This window comes from Peribacillus sp. FSL H8-0477 (genome assembly GCF_038002765.1).
Classification (GTDB): Bacteria; Bacillota; Bacilli; order Bacillales; family DSM-1321; genus Peribacillus.
The window spans coordinates 1,443,068-1,460,981 of record NZ_JBBODE010000002.1; the positions used below are offsets into that span (position 1 = coordinate 1,443,068).

A 17,914-nucleotide genomic window follows, 5' to 3' on the forward strand; every position below is an offset into this window, starting at 1 on the left:
GGGAGGTAAAGTCAGTGCATACGACCCCGATAACTTCGCATATCAATCAACCAAACAAGTCATTAGCTCGAGAGTTTAAAAGCGGACAGTTGGTCATTGGAAAAATCATAAAGCTTTTTCCAAATCAAAAGGCAGAAGTTCAAATTGGTTCGCAGAAAATGATTGCAATACTTGATGTCTCTCTTAGAACAGGTGAACAATATTGGCTGCAGGTCCAGCCGGGGGACGAACAAATAAAATTAAAGGTATTAACTCCAACAGTAAATGGGGGAGCAAAAGTAACCGCTGAACAAATTCTCTCGCATTTTTCTATGCCGGTTACCCATGAGGCAGTTTCCTTGGCGAAGTACTTAATCAAAAACGAACTTCCAATTCTTAAAAATACATTTCAGATTGCGGCAGATTGGTTGAAAACGTCTGAAGATCAAAACCAAGGACTTCAAGTTGTGAAAACCATGATGGTGAATAATCTTCCCTTTGTAGATGAAGTATTTAAAGCCTTACAAAGTCAAGGGAGCTCTGAGTCTCTTTATGGGCTGCTGACAAGACTTCGACAACAACTTAAACTTACACCTCCCACTAACGTAACCAATCAACTGACAACCCTTTTAAATGAAATAGGGGTACCTTTGCATGAAAAAGTTTCTGTTGACGGACTGCAGAAGGCCGCGGCACTATGGAGTAATCCGGAGGCATCAGCGGAATTGAAAGCAGGGGCATTTACTCTCCTTCAGCTGTCTGGCTTCTTCTCAGAAGAGGACAACACGAATACGGTGTTTGAAAAGCTTCAGGTAAACATGTCTAAGGGAGAGGCAGGGGAAAGTCCCATTTTAAAAGAAGGGCAGAAGCTGTTAACCGCCTATATTCAAAGTCTTCAAAGCGGACATCGTCCGAATGCAGAAAAGCTGCTGCAGGCCATTCATACGTTATCGGGTATTTCTCAAGGTACAGAACCTGTTCTCTTGCAAAGGCCTGCTGTTCTCGCAGGGAATTTACTGCACGCTGCATTGTCAGCTTCTCAACAAAGTGAAATCATCCTTAACCTGCTTACAACGGATAATAGGGTTGACGATGCCAGGGACAATCTGGCTGCTCTACTAAACAATAAAGAACCCCAAGTTACGAGAAACTTACCTGAAAACGTAAATAGGGCTGTACAACATATTCTTGAAAATGATTTTAAGTATGCAGACCTTTCCAAGGGGGCTGCGGCTGCGCCTTTTTTAAAAGAAATCATCAGATTACTTGGACTGAATATGGAACATGCGTTAAGCACTCAAGACTCCCTGGCTGAGACAGAGTTAACCGGCTTAAAGCCATTATTAATGCAGCTTAAAAATGAGAGTCACGGTGCGGGGATTAATGAACTGGCAGATCAAGTCCTTAATCGAATTACAGCACAGCAGTTAATGAGTCATGATGCAGGACCCATTCAACAGCTTTTCATGCAGATTCCACTTCCTAATCATCAAAGTGATTTGACAGTAGAATGGAGTGGAAGACGGACGAAGGATGGTCATATAGATCCTAATTACTGCCGGATTTTGTTTTATCTAGATTTGGCTCAGCTTAAGGAAACGGTTGTGGATATGCAAATTCAGAACCGGATTGTTAAAGTATCTGTATTTAATCAGAATGCAAAGGTACTTGAACAGGCCGCACATCCTTTTGTGACATTGCTCCGCGATAAATTAGAACAGCAAGAATATAAACTCTCAGGAGTGGTTTTTGAAGATGAAAATAAGAGAGAACCCGCTGCAGCGGCACCTGTCATAAGAACTGAAGTCTACAGCAGAATGGATATAAAGATATGACTGAAAAACGAAAAGAAGCGATTGCACTTACCTATAATTCAGAAACGTTGTCTGCACCAAAAGTCATCGCCAAGGGAAAGGGAAAGACAGCAGAAAACATTCTTGAAAAAGCTAAGGAACTAAATATTCCTATCCAAGAAGATCCATCTTTGACCGAACTGCTTGGGAAGCTGGAGATTAATGAAGCCATCCCTGAAGAACTATATCAGGCGGTTGCCGAGGTATTTGCGTTTATTTATAAAATGGACCAAAACATGAAAAACCATCCTCGATAGGATGGTTTTTCGCGTGTGTGTAATCTTATTTTTTTACTTTAATACTTTTTGCTTTGCTTTTATTTTTAGAGCTGTCGACAGCGATTGCTTTTATAACGCTGCCTGTCTTTTGTGGTTTTATAGTAAAACTAAAGTTCTTATTGACAGAAGCTTTCGTGCTGCCCATATATTTTCCTTTGATATATACTTTTACAGTTGAACCAGCCTCAGCTTTTCCTGTGATCTTTTTCGCTTTACTGGTTACGTTATTAATAGTTGGTGCTGAGGGAGGTGTGGCATCTATGACAGTGACCGCTGTAGTAGATGTAATAGAGCCATCAATGGATCGTGCTGTAATCGTTGCCTTGCCTTTAAGTTTCCCTGTAACTTTCCCTTTAGCGTCCACAGTGGCCACTTTGGCATTGCTGGATGACCAAATTACTTTAGTAAAGGTAGCGTTGGCCGGTGTAATTATACCCTTAAGCTTGTATGTTTTGTTCTCAGCAAGTGAAACTTTTACTTGAGTTTTTAAAGCGGTAACAGGCGTATGGTCCGTTGTAATGGAAACTAGATTTCCAGCAAATATACCATAAGCATTCTTACCATCCCAGTAAGTATTCATAGGTAAGTTAAACAGTTTAATAGGTTGTGTTCCATAACTTTTTTCGCTTTTAAGTAAATAATGATCCTTTGTCATAATCATACCGTCCTCGGATAATGAGGCTAAACGTGTTGAAGAATTAAAGGATGAAATTTTTGTCTCTTTCCCTTTGTTCCATAGATAAATGTCGAATTGCTTGTTTTGATATTTTTCAAAAGCAATAAATCCATTTTTTAAAATAGCGTTTGGGCGGCTGTATTCTGGAATGAGTTCATCGTAATAATCACTGAATGTATTTAATTTCTGATCATTACCGCCTTGCCATTTTACATAGACTTCACTAAATTCTGGGTTGGAGGTTTCGTATAAAAATAAATCTTCCTCCGCTTCTAAAATTGTACCAATATCGGAGATTCTACTTGTAAGTCCATGGCTATATCTGTAGGTTCCAGCTGAAGTATGGTAGTAGCTTTCTCCGTCTTCATTAACATAAACGCTATCAGGTTCATTTTCAGAAATAGACACTGTTTTACCAGTTTCCAGCTGTTTAAAATAAACTTGGCTTTCTTTTGTTGCTGAGTTCTCCATGAGGCCGCCATACCAGATTAAATAATTTCCAGAAGCAGAAACAGTTTGATGATTTATCGTGCTTCCGAGTTGTTTTACAATACCGTCATGATATTGATAAAGATTTTGCTTTCCTGAAGTCTCTGATTTTGCCAAAAAGAATAAGGATGTCTTTGTTAAATATCCATAAGAATAGTCTTCAGTTTTATTTTCGTAAACCATTTTATTAGCTTTTGATTGAATATCCTTCATCCATATTTCATTTTTTATATTTTTATAAAGAAGTTTACCATATTTAAATTCAAGAATTTCGCCTTCTACTTTAGCAAGAGAACTGATTACTGGACTATCATCTACGTATATTTTGTGGGACTCTGTATAGCGGAGACCCGTAGAGGTATTTTTAATCGTAAATTTAAGGGTAATTGCTTTCCCGTTATAGTTACTTAAATCCACTTTTTGATTAATCGAGTTTTTTGTTCCAGTTGCAATTGTCTTGCCATCAACGGTTACAAAAAATTTAGCCTTTGGTCCGGCAAAGTTCTTTGCTGTGGCTTTTATTGTAATGTCCGTTTTATTATAAAAATTGTGACTGATGGGTGATGTGATGTGAATGGGCTGTTTGATATACTGAAAATTTGTTGAAATACTTTTGGAATTCCCATAAACGTCCGTAGCTGTAATCTTAACTTTTTTTGCGCCTTCTGTTAATGTACTAAGTGGGATTTTTGCAAAGTAATTCCCGTTAGAAAACTGTAACGAAGTCGTCTGTTTATCAATAGTAGCTGTCACTTGTTTAATCTGAAAAGTAGATTTAATACCTAATATATCCAGGTTTAGGGTATTATCATTTTGTGTAATAATCTGATTCTCTTTCGGGCTGGTACTATTAAAATGGATGTTCTCTTGTCCTGAGGCTTCAGCCGAATAGCTTAAACCGAAGAAGGTAATCAGAAGAGGGAAAAGTAAAAATAACATAAGTTTTTTTGTGTACATAGTGGTAATCTCCTATCGAATGTGCAAAATTTGGAATCTGTCTATTTCTCTAGTATACATGAAAAATATGAATTAATTAGAACTAAATGGTAAATAATAAGGAGGGAATTAATCCCATATCGTTCGGATTTAAATAAGAATGGAGACTTACTATGAGTGATTTACGAATACTTTCAAAAATTAAAAATGATTATGATCGTTTTACAGGAGTTGAGCAAAAGGTAGCCTCTTACATCTTAGACCACCCTGATTTTATTCCAACAATGACCACGAAGGAGCTGGCAAAACAAGCAGGAGCCAGTGAAGCTAGTATCGTTCGATTTTGTAAAACAATCGGTGTAGGAAGTTTTAAAATGTTAAAGGTAGTGCTGGCAAAAGAAAACTCCGAATCAGAACATACCATTAATGATTTTTCTTTGCTGCAGTCTAAAGACACCCCGCACAGCCTTTTCCAAAAAGTTACCTATTTAAATAAGTCTGCGCTTGAGCTCTCCGTAAATACATTGGATAAAAAGGATTTTGAACGGTCAATTGAAGCCTTCTTGCATGCAGAAAAATATGCGTTATATGGAGTTGGCGGCTCGTATCCGCCTGTGATGGATGCTCAGTATAAATTGATTAAATTAGGCTATCATGCCATAGCTTCTGCAGATTTTCATTACATGGTTTCGGTATTATCGATGATGAAGCCTGGAGATGTCTTTTTAGTGATTAGTACTTCAGGAAAAACAATGGAAGCTATTGAACTTGCCAAATTTGCTAAGGAGATAGGCATAACCGTAATCGCACTTACCGTTCTAGCAAAAAGTACGCTTTATAAACTAGCTGACATCAGGCTCTGTATCCCAAATGTTGAAGAGGAGAACAGAGTAGGGAGCATCGCTTCACGAATTGCTCAGTTAAATATTATCGATGCACTGTACTTAAGTTTGTTTCACCGTATAGGCAACACCATTATTGAAGGCCTTAACGAATCCAGAGAACGAGTTAAAAATAAGAAAAAGTAAAAAGATTATTCTTTCCAGACCTTCATCGCTTGTTAATGGTTTGGATCTTGCTTCGCTAGCTCTTACTATGGTTCTTCTATTTGTTCTTTACTAAGTACTTCAATTCTTTTTTATTCATTGAAAGACCCTCTACCACCTCGAATACAAAACTGAATTATGTTAATTAGATTTGTATAGAGTATTCAATTGATACTCTTGAACCTTGTTCATCTAAAGGGCCATATAATTGAATTATTTATTGAAAAAACCGGATTAATTTGAAATAATTAGTAGAAAAATGGTTAGTTGGGAGAATAAAATGCGAAACTTAATTGGCTGTTGCTTGTTTATAATTTTCGCCATGTTGTTTACTGGGTGTGCAGGTGTAGAAAAAGAAAAACCGTTATTAAATGCGAATATAACCATTGAGCCGTATAACATGAGTGAAAAAGAAAGAGTGCTCATCAGTAAAACAGGAGTAGAACAAATTGAATTTTTTAAGTTGGAAGGCGAGTTGAAGGAAGATGAGGATTTACAATTTTTTGTGGAAGTGTATGAAAAAGGAAAACGTAAAGAAGAGTTACTAACTACTTCGGATGAACCGAATACTAAGTTTGAAGATAGCTTAATTTCTTTTGGAATAAGTACTATTAATAACGAAACCCCTTCTTTAAAACTGATAGCTGGCATACCTTTTGGGCTTGCTACAACGAATTATTCAAATAACATGAAATCTTTTTCTTTCAATAAACTAGTAGGAAAAAAAGTTACTTTAGAGAAAAACAAACCTGTTTATTTAGTAGCATGGGTTGGCACTACTAAAAATGAACTGAGGTCTGTTGGAAGCGAAAATGGTGAACTCCCCACAGGTATTGAAGAAGCCGAAGTTGCACTTTTATACAGAGTTTTATGGATCAATAATGTAAAGAAATAATTTCTGCTTTTATAACTTATAACAAAATTGGGATGTTAATAGTTTAAGCAGCTAAAAGGATCTTCCAATCGAAGATCCTTTTTAGTACCGATATAAAGGGACATATACTACTGAACTCAATCTTTTTTCCTGATTTTAAATTTGCTTTTTAATTTCTCAATTTCGCTCGTCAATAAAATTAGTAACTCTAAGGTCCAAAAGGATAATCCTATAACTAATGCATATTTAAAAATCCATTTAGTCGAATGACCACCTATGTAAACAACATATATCAGCATAAACAAAAGACCTAACACGAAAAAAATTCTTTGTAATTTAATCAAGACATAATCTCCTCCCTTATATGTCTTTTGGGGATCAAGAATACTAAAACCGATATTAGGGCTTATGGTAACTTAAAGAAAGACAAAGGCTGCTCATAACTGAATAGTCTTTGTCTTTCTTTAAATTTCTTTAAAAGGTTTTTAATAATACGAAACCGGTCCAATTGGAAGCTAACTTCTTCGTAAAGTGAAATTTTGTAGTTACGTAGAATTGGTCAATGTCACTAATTATGGTGAAAAAGAAGCTAGTTATAATAGTTCCTATTATAAGATATAGGAGGAGATAGATAAGCGAAATTCAACTGATCTTACTCGTGAAAATAGCGCTGCAAGACTAAGGAAAAGCCCCGAAAGTATAGAACAAAATAGGCGTTTAGCCTCTAGTTCAGCTTGCTTAGTAGATTTTCTTCTTTCTATTGTTGTTGCATGTTTACAGGAAAGGTATCTTTTAAATTTGTAATTTAAGAAATTAAAATTCAAGTAAAGATATATAAATAATGATTTAAAATTTCATTATGTATTGAATTACTTCTTTGAATTACTTATAATGCAAGAGAAAACACAATTATTTAAAATGTTATAACTAATGAGGTGAAGGAATGCTAGATAAACTGACAACAGAAGAGAGAAATAGCAGAACAGCAAATTTGGACGAAATGACAACGCTTCAAATCCTTGAAGTGATGAATGAGGAAGATCACACCGTTCCAGCATCAGTAAAAAAAGAACTGCCGCACATAGAACAAGTGGCTAAGAAAGCAATACAAGTGTTAAAACAAGGCGGCAGAATCATTTATTTTGGAGCAGGAACATCGGGCAGGCTGGGTATTCTTGATGCAGTTGAGTGTCCTCCGACTTTTGGGACGCCAAGTACTTTAGTTACGGGGCTGATTGCAGGAGGACAAGAGGCGATTATGAAAGCGGTTGAAGGAGCGGAAGATTCTGAAGAGTTTGGGGCAGATGATTTAGCGGCCATGCAGCTGTCGAGTAAGGATTTAGTTATTGGGATCGCAGCGAGCGGACGTACGCCATATGTAATCGGCGGTTTGAAATACGCTAAAAAAGTTGGAGCTGCTACAGGAAGTATTTCTTGTAATAAGGATGCAAAAATCAGCAAGTATGCAGAGCATCCTATTGAAGTGAAAACAGGCAGTGAAATCTTAACAGGTTCCACACGTCTAAAGGCGGGCACTGCACAAAAATTAGTCTTAAATATGATTTCTACTAGTGCGATGGCTGGGATCGGTAAGGTATACAAAAACCTAATGGTTGATGTTCAATCTACCAATGAGAAGCTGGTTGAACGAGCTAAACGAATTGTGATGGATAGTACTGAATGCAAGTATGAACAAGCTGCAGAGGTATTAGAACGCGCAAACGGAGAAGTGAAGACGGCCATTATCATGATTTTAACAAATTGTTCATATGATGAAGCGATAGGTCGTCTCAAATCTGCCGAAGGATTTGTTAGAAAGGCTTTATAACGTAAAAGAAGAGACAAGAGAGCTGAATAGGGGGGAATAAGATGAGAAAAGAAGAAAGATTGGCTCAAGAAATTCTTGAAAAGGTCGGGGGAAAATCAAACATAAGCCAAGTGGCCAACTGTATGACGAGACTGCGTCTAAAATTAAAAAATGATAGTCTTGTAAATGCAGGTGAATTAAAAGCAATTGATGGTGTAATGGGGGTTATTGAAGATGAAACACTCCAAATCGTAATCGGCCCTGGTTTGGTTACGAAAGTAGCATCAGAAATGAGTAAACTAACTGGTTTAAGTGTAGGCGAAGTAGAAGATGACGAAGATTTAGCAGGTAAGATGAAGCAGGATATTAAAACGAAAAATAATACGCCTGTAAAAAATTTACTGCGGAAGATAGGGAATATCTTCATACCGCTTATCCCTGCATTAATTGCTTCAGGACTAATTAATGGAGCTGCTAACTTTTTCAAAAATGCTTACCCTGATTACCAGGCTACCTGGCTATCGCTGCTATTGTTCATGGGCGGAGGTATATTTGCTTACCTAGGAGTCTTAGTAGGTTGGAACACCGCGAAAGAGTTTGGTGGAACACCTGCGCTTGGTGCGGTAGCAGGGATCTTTGTTTTCAACCCGGCCCTTGCGACTGTTGAACTCTTTGGTGAGGCACTAGTACCTGGACGAGGCGGGCTGTTTGCGGTCATTTTTGCGGCTTGGTTGATGGCTGTGACTGAACGTACAGTTCGTAAGTTTATGCCAAATGCAATTGATATCATTCTTACACCCCTTATAAGCGTATTATTTGTTGGGTTTACAACGTTATTAATTATTCAGCCGGCAGGAGGGTATTTAACAGCGGGAATTACGAGTGGTATTAATCTTATTCTTGATACCGGTGGATTCTTAGCTGGTGCTGTTTTAGCTGGAACCTTCTTACCTCTGGTCATGGTAGGCCTGCATCATGGATTAACACCTATCCATCTAGAGTTAATTGAGAGCAGCACCGTCACTGTGCTGTTACCAATTCTTGCAATGGCAGGTGCAGGACAAGTTGGTGCTTCTATGGCTGTATATGTAAAGACGAAAAACAAAAAACTAAAAAATATCATCAAGGGTGCGTTGCCAGTAGGATTTCTAGGAATTGGCGAACCTCTGCTATATGGTGTTACCCTGCCGCTCGGCAGACCATTTCTTACCGCATGTTTGGGTGCAGCGATGGGAGGGGCAGTTCAGGCCTTCTTCAAAACAGGAGCCTATAGTATTGGTGTTTCCGGGCTTTCACTAATCCCATTAATAAACGGAAAATATCTCTATTACTTCATAGGGCTGCTCGTCGCTTATTTCTTTGGTTTTCTCTTTACCTATCTTTTTGGTTTCAAGGAAGAAATGGCTAATTCAATAAAATGATGAAGGGGAAGGGGTAACCCTTCCTTTTTCTTCTTATAGAAATATAGAAAGGGTGAAAAACATGCTAGGCGTATCCATTTATCTTGGAAAACAAAGTGAAGAAGAACAGGCAGATTATCTGCAGAAGATGTCAGACGCAGGTTTCAAGTCCATATTTACTTCCCTGCATATTCCAGAAGACAATCCTGAACTATTGGTCAGCACGCTCAAGAAGCTTGCTAAACAAACAACTAGGCTAAATATGGAATTAATTTGTGACATTTCTAACACCTCGATTAAGAATTTGGGCCTTAGTATAGAAACACTGCCTGTCTTAAATGAATGGGGCGTCACAGGCTTACGGCTTGATTATGGGTTTGAACCGGAAATCATTTCTCAGTTGTCAAGGCAAATGAAAATTGCTCTTAATGCTAGTACGATTGATGATAACCTATATAAACAGCTTCAAGTGACGGGACTTGATTTTAACCGCGTGGAGGCATGGCACAATTACTATCCGCGCCCTGAAACGGGTCTGGATAAGGAGTGGTTTATACAAAGAAATACTTGGCTGAAAGAACGGGGGTTCCTTGTTACAGCCTTTATTCCTGGAGATGATCGATTAAGAGGACCTCTCTTTAAAGGACTGCCTACCCTTGAAAATCATCGGAATATGGCTCCGTTTTTAGCATACATGGATCTTAAATCTTGCTTAGTAGATAAAGTTTTACTAGGGGATCCTTCCATTAAACCTGAAACGTTATCACAGTTTATTACCTATCAAAATGGAGAAATTCCGCTTCGATGCACGATTACAACAAAATGCAAAGCAAGTATCGAATTGGTAAATCTCAAGCATCGAAATCGAATGGATCCGGCACGCGATGGTATTCGTTCAGAAACAACAAGAAGTTATGCACAGCAAGACGGAAAAAAACTGACTTCGGAAAATACAATTAATCGAGAAATTGGGAGTATTACGATTGATAATGAGCTTTATGGTCGGTATCGCGGCGAGCTGCAGATTGTCAAACGGCCGCTTGAGGCGGATGAAAAGGTAAATGTAATTGGAAATATTATTCGAGAAGATTTACCGATTATTTCATATATCGGTTCAGGAGAACGGTTTAAATTAATAATAACTGAAAATTAGTACAAGAGAGAGTTTTAATCATAAGCCAGAAATAATGTGAAGTTTTATAGATTTTAAGGGTAATAGTGGACATTCTAATTCACATGCCCTACAATAATATCGAGTCTAAAATACAGACGAACGTTTTTTACTTAAAAAATGTCAGTTTGGTAGATTTGTTGTAAAATGGAATACAAAGATCTGATTATTTTTAAATTTTCGGAAAGTCAACAAAGGGGGATGGGCAATGAATATCCATGAGTATCAAGGGAAAGAGATCCTCAGACAATATGGGGTATCGGTTCCAAATGGCCGAGTAGCATTCACTGTGGAAGAAGCTGTGGAAGCTGCTAAGGAGCTAGGAACGGATGTTGTTGTGGTTAAGGCTCAAATTCACGCTGGAGGCCGTGGTAAAGCGGGCGGCGTTAAGGTTGCCAAAAATCTAGATGAAGCGCGTACATATGCAGAAGAAATTCTAGGTAAAACACTGATTACTCATCAAACGGGACCTGAAGGCAAAGAAGTGAAGCGCTTACTCATTGAAGAAGGCTGCGACATTAAAAAAGAATATTATGTCGGTCTTGTACTTGACCGCGAAACTTCACGGGTTGTGTTAATGGCCTCTGAAGAAGGCGGAACGGAAATCGAAGAAGTTGCTGAAAACACGCCTGAAAAGATTTTCAAAGAAGTCATCGATCCAGTTGTTGGATTAACAGGTTTCCAAGCTCGTAGACTTGCATTTAATATTAATATTCCAAAAGAGTTAGTCAATAAAACAGTTAAATTCATGACAAGTCTATATACAGCGTTTGTCGAAAAAGACTGCTCAATTGCAGAAATTAATCCGCTTGTAGTCACAGGTGACGGTAATGTAATGGCTCTTGATGCAAAGTTGAACTTTGATGATAACGCTTTATATCGCCATAAAGATATTATGGACTACCGTGATTTAGATGAAGAGGATCCAAAAGAAATTGAAGCATCGAAATATGACCTAAGCTATATTTCGTTAACGGGAAATATTGGGTGCATGGTAAATGGTGCCGGCTTAGCTATGTCAACGATGGATATCATCAAACATTACAGCGGCGATCCTGCAAACTTCCTTGATGTCGGCGGCGGGGCAACGGCTGAAAAAGTAACGGAAGCATTTAAAATTATTCTTTCCGATAAAAACGTTAAAGGTATCTTCGTCAATATCTTCGGCGGAATTATGAAATGTGACGTTATTGCAGAAGGTGTTGTGGAAGCTGCAAAACAACTAGGTCTAGAAGTACCAGTTGTTGTTCGTCTTGAAGGTACAAATGTTGATCTTGGGAAACAAATTCTAAGAGATTCAGGATTAAATTTAACCGCTGCTGAATCTATGGCAGACGGCGCACAAAAAATCGTAGCACTTGTAGGATAATAGCAGGGGGGACCAAAAATGGGCGTTTTTATTAATAAAGATACCAAAGTCATTGTTCAGGGAATCACTGGTTCAACGGCTTTATTTCATACAAAGCAAATGCTTGAATACGGCACGAAAATCGTTGCTGGAGTAACACCAGGAAAAGGTGGAACAGAAGTAGAGGGTGTTCCGGTTTTTAATACAGTTGAACAAGCTGTAAAAGAAACGGGTGCAACCGCTTCAGTTATTTACGTGCCTGCACCATTTGCAGCAGATGCAATTATGGAAGCAGCGGATGCGGAATTAGACTTAGCTATTTGTATTACAGAACACATTCCTGTTCTTGATATGGTGAAGGTTAAGCGTTATTTAGAAGGCAAAAAGACTCGTCTAATCGGACCAAACTGTCCAGGTGTCATTACGGCTGATGAATGTAAGATCGGAATTATGCCTGGTTACATCCATACAAAAGGTCATGTGGGAGTGGTTTCTCGTTCGGGTACACTTACGTATGAAGCAGTTCATCAACTAACGCAAGCCGGACTTGGCCAAACCTCTGCAGTAGGTATTGGCGGAGATCCAGTAAACGGAACAAACTTTATTGATGTACTAAAGGCTTTCAATGAAGATCCAGAAACCTATGCAGTGATTATGATTGGGGAAATCGGCGGTACGGCTGAAGAAGAAGCAGCAGAATGGGTGAAAGCGAATATGACTAAACCCGTTGTCGGCTTTATCGGCGGACGTACAGCTCCTCCAGGAAAAAGAATGGGACATGCAGGTGCCATTATTTCAGGAGGAAAAGGAACAGCTGACGAAAAAATCCGCGTCATGAATGAATGTGGAATTCAGGTAGCGGAAACTCCTTCAGTAATGGGTGAAACACTAATTGCAGTGTTAAAAGAAAAAGGCTTATACGAACAATGTAAAACACATTAAATCAGCTTCTTGAATCGTTCTATACCTTTTATTAGGTGTGGAACGATTTTTTCTTCTATATAATAGTTCCTTGGTTGATCCTAAATAGGAGTGTGAGACAATTGAATACGAAAAGTAAACTAATTCATTTGCATCAATGCCGAGGTGCCGGCTGGAAAACAATGCGCAGTATTCTTACTAATGATCCCCTGTTATCCACCCTCTATACCAAATCCACGAAAGAGTGGGCAGAACTTTTAATGCTTCCCTCTGATAAACTTGATTCCTTTCTTCGCGACCTTCATTCACTCAATCTCCAAAAATTACTTGACCAGTATGATTCAAACGATATTGAAATACTCAGCTTTTTTGACAAAGACTATCCATACCTCTTAAAACAAATCTATGATCCACCTTGGATTCTTTATATGAAGGGAAACAGAGGCTATTTAAAAGATATGAATGGGATAGGTGTGGTAGGGGCGAGAAAACCGTCTATAAGCGGTCTACAGGCCCTAAAAAGCTTATTGCCGCCGCTGGTCCAAGCTGGATATCTAATCATTAGCGGAGTTGCAGAAGGAATTGATTCGGCCGCGCACCAATTGACACTAAAAGAAAAAGGGAAAACGATCGGTGTGTTAGGCGGCGGGCATTTCCATATTTATCCAAAGGGGAATATTCCGCTTGCTCAAGAAATGATGAAAAACGGCCTGCTTATATCTGAAACACCGCCGCAAAGGAGGGCGGAACCATGGATGTTTCCAATGAGAAATCGTATAATCAGCGGTTTGTCACGAGGAGTACTGGTGGTTGAGGCGAGACAAAAGAGCGGAACCTTGATTACCGCACAATGTGCGCTTGAACAAGGCAGAGAAGTATTTGCCGTGCCTGGAAGTCCAATACATGATTTATCAACTGGGACGAATCGGTTAATTCAAGAAGGTGCTAAACTAGTGCTGACAGCTAACGATATCATAGATGAACTTCCGATGCTTTCCCCTATAGATTGCTGACTATTTTAGGTGAGAATGAGATGACTCTTCAATCTATGTGTTTTTTCATAGGAATGCCAGTCAACTATTTTCCTCTAGGCAGATGACTAGCATTCTTCTTCATGCGTTCTAACAAATGGTTTGGTGCATTCTTCTGGTGTTTTTTAGACGCAAGTCGTGATCTCAAGTCGACCGGTGAAGGGACTAGCAAGGTTGACACCTTCTTATATGGATTGAAACATAGCCTGCTGTTTTCGAACGGTCATTCACTTTTTTAAAGGCAATAGAAATTGAAAACCGATGAATAAAAAGAGTAAGTGTGGGGTATGAAGAGAAGTGACCTTTTCAACGATTATTATCCTTTCTAACACAAAAAGGTTGTAATTATTGTAAAACTGTTATAAATTTTGCAACATAGGCCTTGGAAAACACATAAGCAGAATCAACCGTATTCAGAGGAAAATTCAACATAGAAATTCTAAACAAACATTGACAAATCAATTTTTTATAACTAATAATAGTGGAGATTTATATTCCCTCTTGAGGAGGAACTTTTTAATGTCAGAGTTTTTGGTAATAGTAGAGTCACCAGCAAAGGCAAAAACAATTGAAAAATATCTAGGAAAAAAATATAAAGTTAAGGCATCTATGGGACATATACGTGATCTGCCTAAGAGTCAAATGGGTGTAGACGTCGAACATAATTATGACCCTAAGTATATAACAATCCGGGGTAAAGGCCCCGTTCTAAAAGAATTAAAAACAGCTGCTAAAAAAGCTAAAAAAATATATCTCGCGGCTGACCCCGACAGAGAAGGGGAGGCCATTGCTTGGCACCTTGCTCAGAGTCTTAATGTAGATATAACATCCGATTGCCGCGTCGTCTTTAACGAAATTACCAAGGATGCGATTAAAGAATCGTTTAAAACACCTAGACCGATTAACATGAACTTGGTTGATGCTCAGCAGGCTAGACGTGTGCTGGATCGTCTTGTTGGATATAATATTAGTCCACTGCTTTGGAAAAAGGTAAAAAAAGGATTGAGCGCAGGTCGTGTACAATCCGTAGCAGTAAGGATGATTATTGATCGCGAAAGAGAGATCCAAGCATTTGTACCGGAAGAATATTGGACCATTAAAGCAGATTTCCTAAAAGGAAAAGAACAGTTTGAGGGTTCTTTCTTCAGCTTGGATGGCAAACGAACGGAATTGCATTCTGAAGAGGATGTTAAGAAGATTGTTGCAGCCATTAAAGGGAATGAATTTGCAATTTCGAATGTAACGAAAAAAGAAAGAAAACGAAATCCAGCTGCACCGTTTACAACTTCTTCCCTTCAACAGGAAGCTGCTCGGAAATTAAATTATCGTGCTAAGAAAACGATGATGCTTGCTCAGCAGCTATACGAAGGAATCGATTTAGGTAAGGGACAAGGTACAGTTGGTTTAATTACGTATATGAGAACAGACTCTACTCGAATTTCTGATGTGGCTAAGCTTGAAGCACAATCATTTATCGAAAATATGTTTGGCAAAGAATACTTCCAGACCGAGCTGCGTAAAGAGAAGAAACAAACAAATGCTCAGGATGCTCATGAAGCGGTAAGGCCGACAAGTATCCTGCGTGAACCTAGCACTGTTAAAGAATTCTTGTCTAGAGATCAGTATAGATTGTATAAACTAATTTGGGAGCGTTTTGTATCAAGTCAAATGGCCTCCGCTATTATGGATACAATGAGCATTGACTTGAAAAATGGCGACATCATTTTCCGGGCAAATGGATCGAAAATCAAATTCCCTGGTTTCATGAAGGTATACGTTGAAGGTACGGATGATTCAATTGAAGAAAAAGAAAATCTCCTGCCAGATGTGAAAGAGGGAGATACCTTCTTTTCTAAGGACGTGGATCCAAAACAGCATTTCACTCAGCCGCCTCCACGTTATACTGAAGCAAGACTGGTAAGAACGCTTGAAGAATTAGGTATAGGCAGACCGTCTACCTATGCGCCGACTTTAGATACCATTCAAAAGAGGGGATATGTGTCCCTTGATAATAAACGGTTTGTCCCGACGGAGCTCGGGGAAATAGTTCTTGAATTAGTAAGAGAATTTTTCCCAGAAATCCTTGATGCGGCATTCACAGCAAAAATGGAACAGGAATTTGATAATGTTGAAGCAGGGAGCCTTGAATGGATTAAGGTTATTGATGATTTTTACCAAGGTTTTGAAAAGAACCTCATCAAAGCAGAAGCTGAGATGGAAAAGGTTGAAATTAAAGATGAGCCTGCTGGTGAAGATTGTGAAGAATGTGGACATGAGATGGTCTTTAAAATGGGCCGTTACGGTAAGTTTATGGCCTGCAGTCATTTTCCAGAATGTCGGAATACAAAAGCCATCGTGAAGGAAATTGGCGTTAAATGTCCAACCTGCCATGAAGGTAATGTTATTGAAAGAAAAAGCAAGAAGCGCCGGATTTTTTATGGATGTGATCAATATCCAAGCTGTGAATTCATTTCTTGGGATAAGCCGTTGGCAAGACCTTGTCCAAAGTGCGAATCAACCATGGTTGAAAAGAAATTGAAAAAAGGTGTTCAAGTTCAATGTGTGGAATGTGATTACAAAGAGGCACCACTTAGTTAAAGGCGAGCTTATGCTTGCCTTTTTCCTTGCCTTTCTTGGCCAAATATAGGATTTTCCTGCGAAACAGTGGACAAATCGTCTATAAAGGATTTATACTCATTATTTGCTGACAACTTAGCAAATAAATATTAATAGTAGATTTAATTTGAATAGTCAGAGAATTTAACATATCTTTATAAGGAGGCTAGTAAGATGAATAATACAACTGTAAATGTTATTGGAGCTGGGTTAGCTGGGAGTGAAGCCGCTTGGCAGCTAGCTAAACGAGGAATTCAAGTAAATCTTTATGAAATGCGTCCAATTAAGCAAACACCTGCCCACCATACCGATAAATTTGCGGAACTTGTGTGCAGTAATTCACTTCGTGCGAATTCATTAACCAATGCTGTAGGAGTACTAAAAGAAGAAATGCGTCGTTTAGATTCCGTTATTATGACGGCAGCAGATGCTTGCGCGGTTCCAGCGGGGGGCGCTTTAGCTGTTGATCGACATGAATTTGCCGCGAAAGTCACCGATATGGTCAAGAATCATCCCAATGTGACGGTTATTAATGAAGAAATAACAGAAATTCCAGAAGGAACAACTATTATTTCGACGGGTCCATTGACAAGTCCTGCACTCTCAGAAAGCCTTAAACAAATCATGGATGAAGAGTATTTATACTTTTATGATGCGGCTGCTCCAATCATTGAAAAAGACAGCATAGACCTCGACAAAGTATATTTGAAATCACGATACGATAAAGGGGAAGCTGCCTATTTAAATTGCCCGATGACAGAAGAGGAATTCGATCGTTTTTATGAAGCCCTTATTGCAGCTGAAACAGTACCGCTGAAAGAATTTGAAAAAGAAATCTTCTTTGAAGGTTGTATGCCCATTGAAGTCATGGCAGCCAGAGGCAGAAAAACGATGCTTTTTGGTCCGTTAAAACCAGTTGGGCTAGAAGATCCTAAAACAGGAAAACGACCATTTGCCGTTATTCAGCTTCGTCAAGATGATGCAGCAGGTACTTTATATAATATTGTCGGATTCCAGACACATTTAAAGTGGGGGCCGCAAAAAGAAGTACTTCAACTTATTCCAGGACTAGAGAAAGCAGAAATCGTCCGTTACGGCGTTATGCATCGAAATACGTTCATTAACTCACCTAAAGTCCTTCTGCCGACCTACCAGTTTAAAAACCGTTCAGATTTGTTCTTTGCTGGTCAAATGACTGGTGTAGAAGGCTATGTAGAGTCAGCAGCATCAGGATTGGTAGCGGGAATTAATGCTGCGAAACTTGCAGCAGGTGAAGATCCGTTAGTGTTCCCTGCTGAAACAGCAATGGGAAGTATGGCTAGATACATCACGTCAACTAATTCGAAAAGTTTCCAGCCCATGAACGCGAACTTTGGTTTATTCCCAGATTTTGAGACAAAAATCAGAGGAAAAAAAGAGCGAAATGAACAACATGCTGAGCGTGCATTGGAAACTATTCAGAAATTTATGAAAAATTTGTAAGAAAAAT

Annotated in this window: 13 protein-coding genes; 12 read left to right on the forward strand and 1 reads right to left on the reverse strand. The window is 38.8% G+C overall.

Annotated features, from left to right (window positions below):
• The first annotated feature begins 14 nt into the window (after positions 1-14).
• Both MHI18_RS18770 and MHI18_RS18775 read left to right on the forward strand, forming a co-directional pair.
• The gene (locus MHI18_RS18770; protein WP_340849610.1) at positions 15-1,814 is read left to right on the forward strand and encodes a hypothetical protein; all 1,800 of its coding nucleotides are present in this window, start codon (positions 15-17) and stop codon (positions 1,812-1,814) included.
• Entirely contained in the window at positions 1,811-2,089 is a 279-nt protein-coding gene (locus tag MHI18_RS18775; protein ID WP_040373579.1) for an EscU/YscU/HrcU family type III secretion system export apparatus switch protein, read from the forward strand. The genes MHI18_RS18770 and MHI18_RS18775 overlap by 4 nt, the downstream gene beginning before the upstream one ends.
• A 25-nt stretch (positions 2,090-2,114) precedes the next feature.
• Here the strand turns inward: MHI18_RS18775 and MHI18_RS18780 are convergent, their stop codons facing one another.
• Positions 2,115-4,232 (reverse strand): Ig-like domain-containing protein, encoded by a 2,118-nt coding sequence (locus MHI18_RS18780; protein WP_340849612.1) that lies wholly within the window; start codon positions 4,230-4,232, stop codon positions 2,115-2,117.
• A 152-nt stretch (positions 4,233-4,384) separates the two neighbouring features.
• Here MHI18_RS18780 and MHI18_RS18785 point away from each other — a divergent pair, with 152 nt between their 5' ends.
• The 10 genes from MHI18_RS18785 (at position 4,385) to trmFO (ending at position 17,907) form a co-directional block, all read left to right on the forward strand.
• Positions 4,385-5,239 carry a MurR/RpiR family transcriptional regulator gene (locus MHI18_RS18785; RefSeq protein WP_340849614.1) on the forward strand — a complete coding sequence of 285 codons (855 nt, stop codon included), beginning with the start codon at positions 4,385-4,387 and terminating at the stop codon, positions 5,237-5,239.
• 298 nt (positions 5,240-5,537) lie between these two features.
• A complete protein-coding gene (locus tag MHI18_RS18790) occupies positions 5,538-6,152 on the forward strand; it encodes a hypothetical protein (protein ID WP_340849616.1) in 615 nt (204 codons plus the stop codon).
• Between the two features lie 922 nt (positions 6,153-7,074).
• Positions 7,075-7,959: an N-acetylmuramic acid 6-phosphate etherase gene (gene murQ / locus MHI18_RS18795; RefSeq protein ID WP_340849618.1), complete on the forward strand. Its 885-nt coding sequence runs from the start codon at positions 7,075-7,077 to the stop codon at positions 7,957-7,959.
• 41 nt (positions 7,960-8,000) lie between these two features.
• The gene (locus MHI18_RS18800; RefSeq protein ID WP_340849619.1) at positions 8,001-9,359 is read left to right on the forward strand and encodes a PTS transporter subunit EIIC; all 1,359 of its coding nucleotides are present in this window, start codon (positions 8,001-8,003) and stop codon (positions 9,357-9,359) included.
• Between the two features lie 61 nt (positions 9,360-9,420).
• Positions 9,421-10,491, forward strand: a complete 1,071-nt coding sequence (locus tag MHI18_RS18805; RefSeq protein WP_340849621.1) for a DUF871 domain-containing protein — start codon at positions 9,421-9,423, stop codon at positions 10,489-10,491.
• Between the two features lie 226 nt (positions 10,492-10,717).
• Positions 10,718-11,878, forward strand: a complete 1,161-nt coding sequence (gene sucC, locus MHI18_RS18810; protein WP_040373195.1) for an ADP-forming succinate--CoA ligase subunit beta — start codon at positions 10,718-10,720, stop codon at positions 11,876-11,878.
• Positions 11,879-11,896: 18 nt separating this feature from the next.
• A complete protein-coding gene (sucD, locus tag MHI18_RS18815) occupies positions 11,897-12,799 on the forward strand; it encodes a succinate--CoA ligase subunit alpha (protein WP_340849623.1) in 903 nt (300 codons plus the stop codon).
• A 101-nt stretch (positions 12,800-12,900) separates the two neighbouring features.
• Positions 12,901-13,791: a DNA-processing protein DprA gene (dprA, locus tag MHI18_RS18820; protein WP_340849624.1), complete on the forward strand. Its 891-nt coding sequence runs from the start codon at positions 12,901-12,903 to the stop codon at positions 13,789-13,791.
• A 537-nt stretch (positions 13,792-14,328) separates the two neighbouring features.
• Positions 14,329-16,407 (forward strand): type I DNA topoisomerase, encoded by a 2,079-nt coding sequence (topA, locus tag MHI18_RS18825; protein WP_340849626.1) that lies wholly within the window; start codon positions 14,329-14,331, stop codon positions 16,405-16,407.
• A 192-nt stretch (positions 16,408-16,599) separates the two neighbouring features.
• Complete coding sequence (trmFO, locus tag MHI18_RS18830) at positions 16,600-17,907, forward strand: FADH(2)-oxidizing methylenetetrahydrofolate--tRNA-(uracil(54)-C(5))-methyltransferase TrmFO (RefSeq protein WP_340849628.1); 1,308 nt, start codon at positions 16,600-16,602, stop codon at positions 17,905-17,907.
• Positions 17,908-17,914: the final 7 nt, after the last annotated feature.

What these genes read in the sequence shown, in the direction of transcription:
- MHI18_RS18775 (WP_040373579.1), top strand. Translation starts at nt 1,811, where the DNA reads ATGACTGAAAAACGAAAAGAAGCGATTGCACTTACCTATAATTCAGAA.
- MHI18_RS18780 (WP_340849612.1), bottom strand. Translation starts at nt 4,232, where the DNA reads ATGTACACAAAAAAACTTATGTTATTTTTACTTTTCCCTCTTCTGATT.
- MHI18_RS18785 (WP_340849614.1), top strand. Translation starts at nt 4,385, where the DNA reads ATGAGTGATTTACGAATACTTTCAAAAATTAAAAATGATTATGATCGT.
- MHI18_RS18790 (WP_340849616.1), top strand. Translation starts at nt 5,538, where the DNA reads ATGCGAAACTTAATTGGCTGTTGCTTGTTTATAATTTTCGCCATGTTG.
- murQ (WP_340849618.1), top strand. Translation starts at nt 7,075, where the DNA reads ATGCTAGATAAACTGACAACAGAAGAGAGAAATAGCAGAACAGCAAAT.
- MHI18_RS18800 (WP_340849619.1), top strand. Translation starts at nt 8,001, where the DNA reads ATGAGAAAAGAAGAAAGATTGGCTCAAGAAATTCTTGAAAAGGTCGGG.
- MHI18_RS18805 (WP_340849621.1), top strand. Translation starts at nt 9,421, where the DNA reads ATGCTAGGCGTATCCATTTATCTTGGAAAACAAAGTGAAGAAGAACAG.
- sucC (WP_040373195.1), top strand. Translation starts at nt 10,718, where the DNA reads ATGAATATCCATGAGTATCAAGGGAAAGAGATCCTCAGACAATATGGG.
- sucD (WP_340849623.1), top strand. Translation starts at nt 11,897, where the DNA reads ATGGGCGTTTTTATTAATAAAGATACCAAAGTCATTGTTCAGGGAATC.
- topA (WP_340849626.1), top strand. Translation starts at nt 14,329, where the DNA reads ATGTCAGAGTTTTTGGTAATAGTAGAGTCACCAGCAAAGGCAAAAACA.
- trmFO (WP_340849628.1), top strand. Translation starts at nt 16,600, where the DNA reads ATGAATAATACAACTGTAAATGTTATTGGAGCTGGGTTAGCTGGGAGT.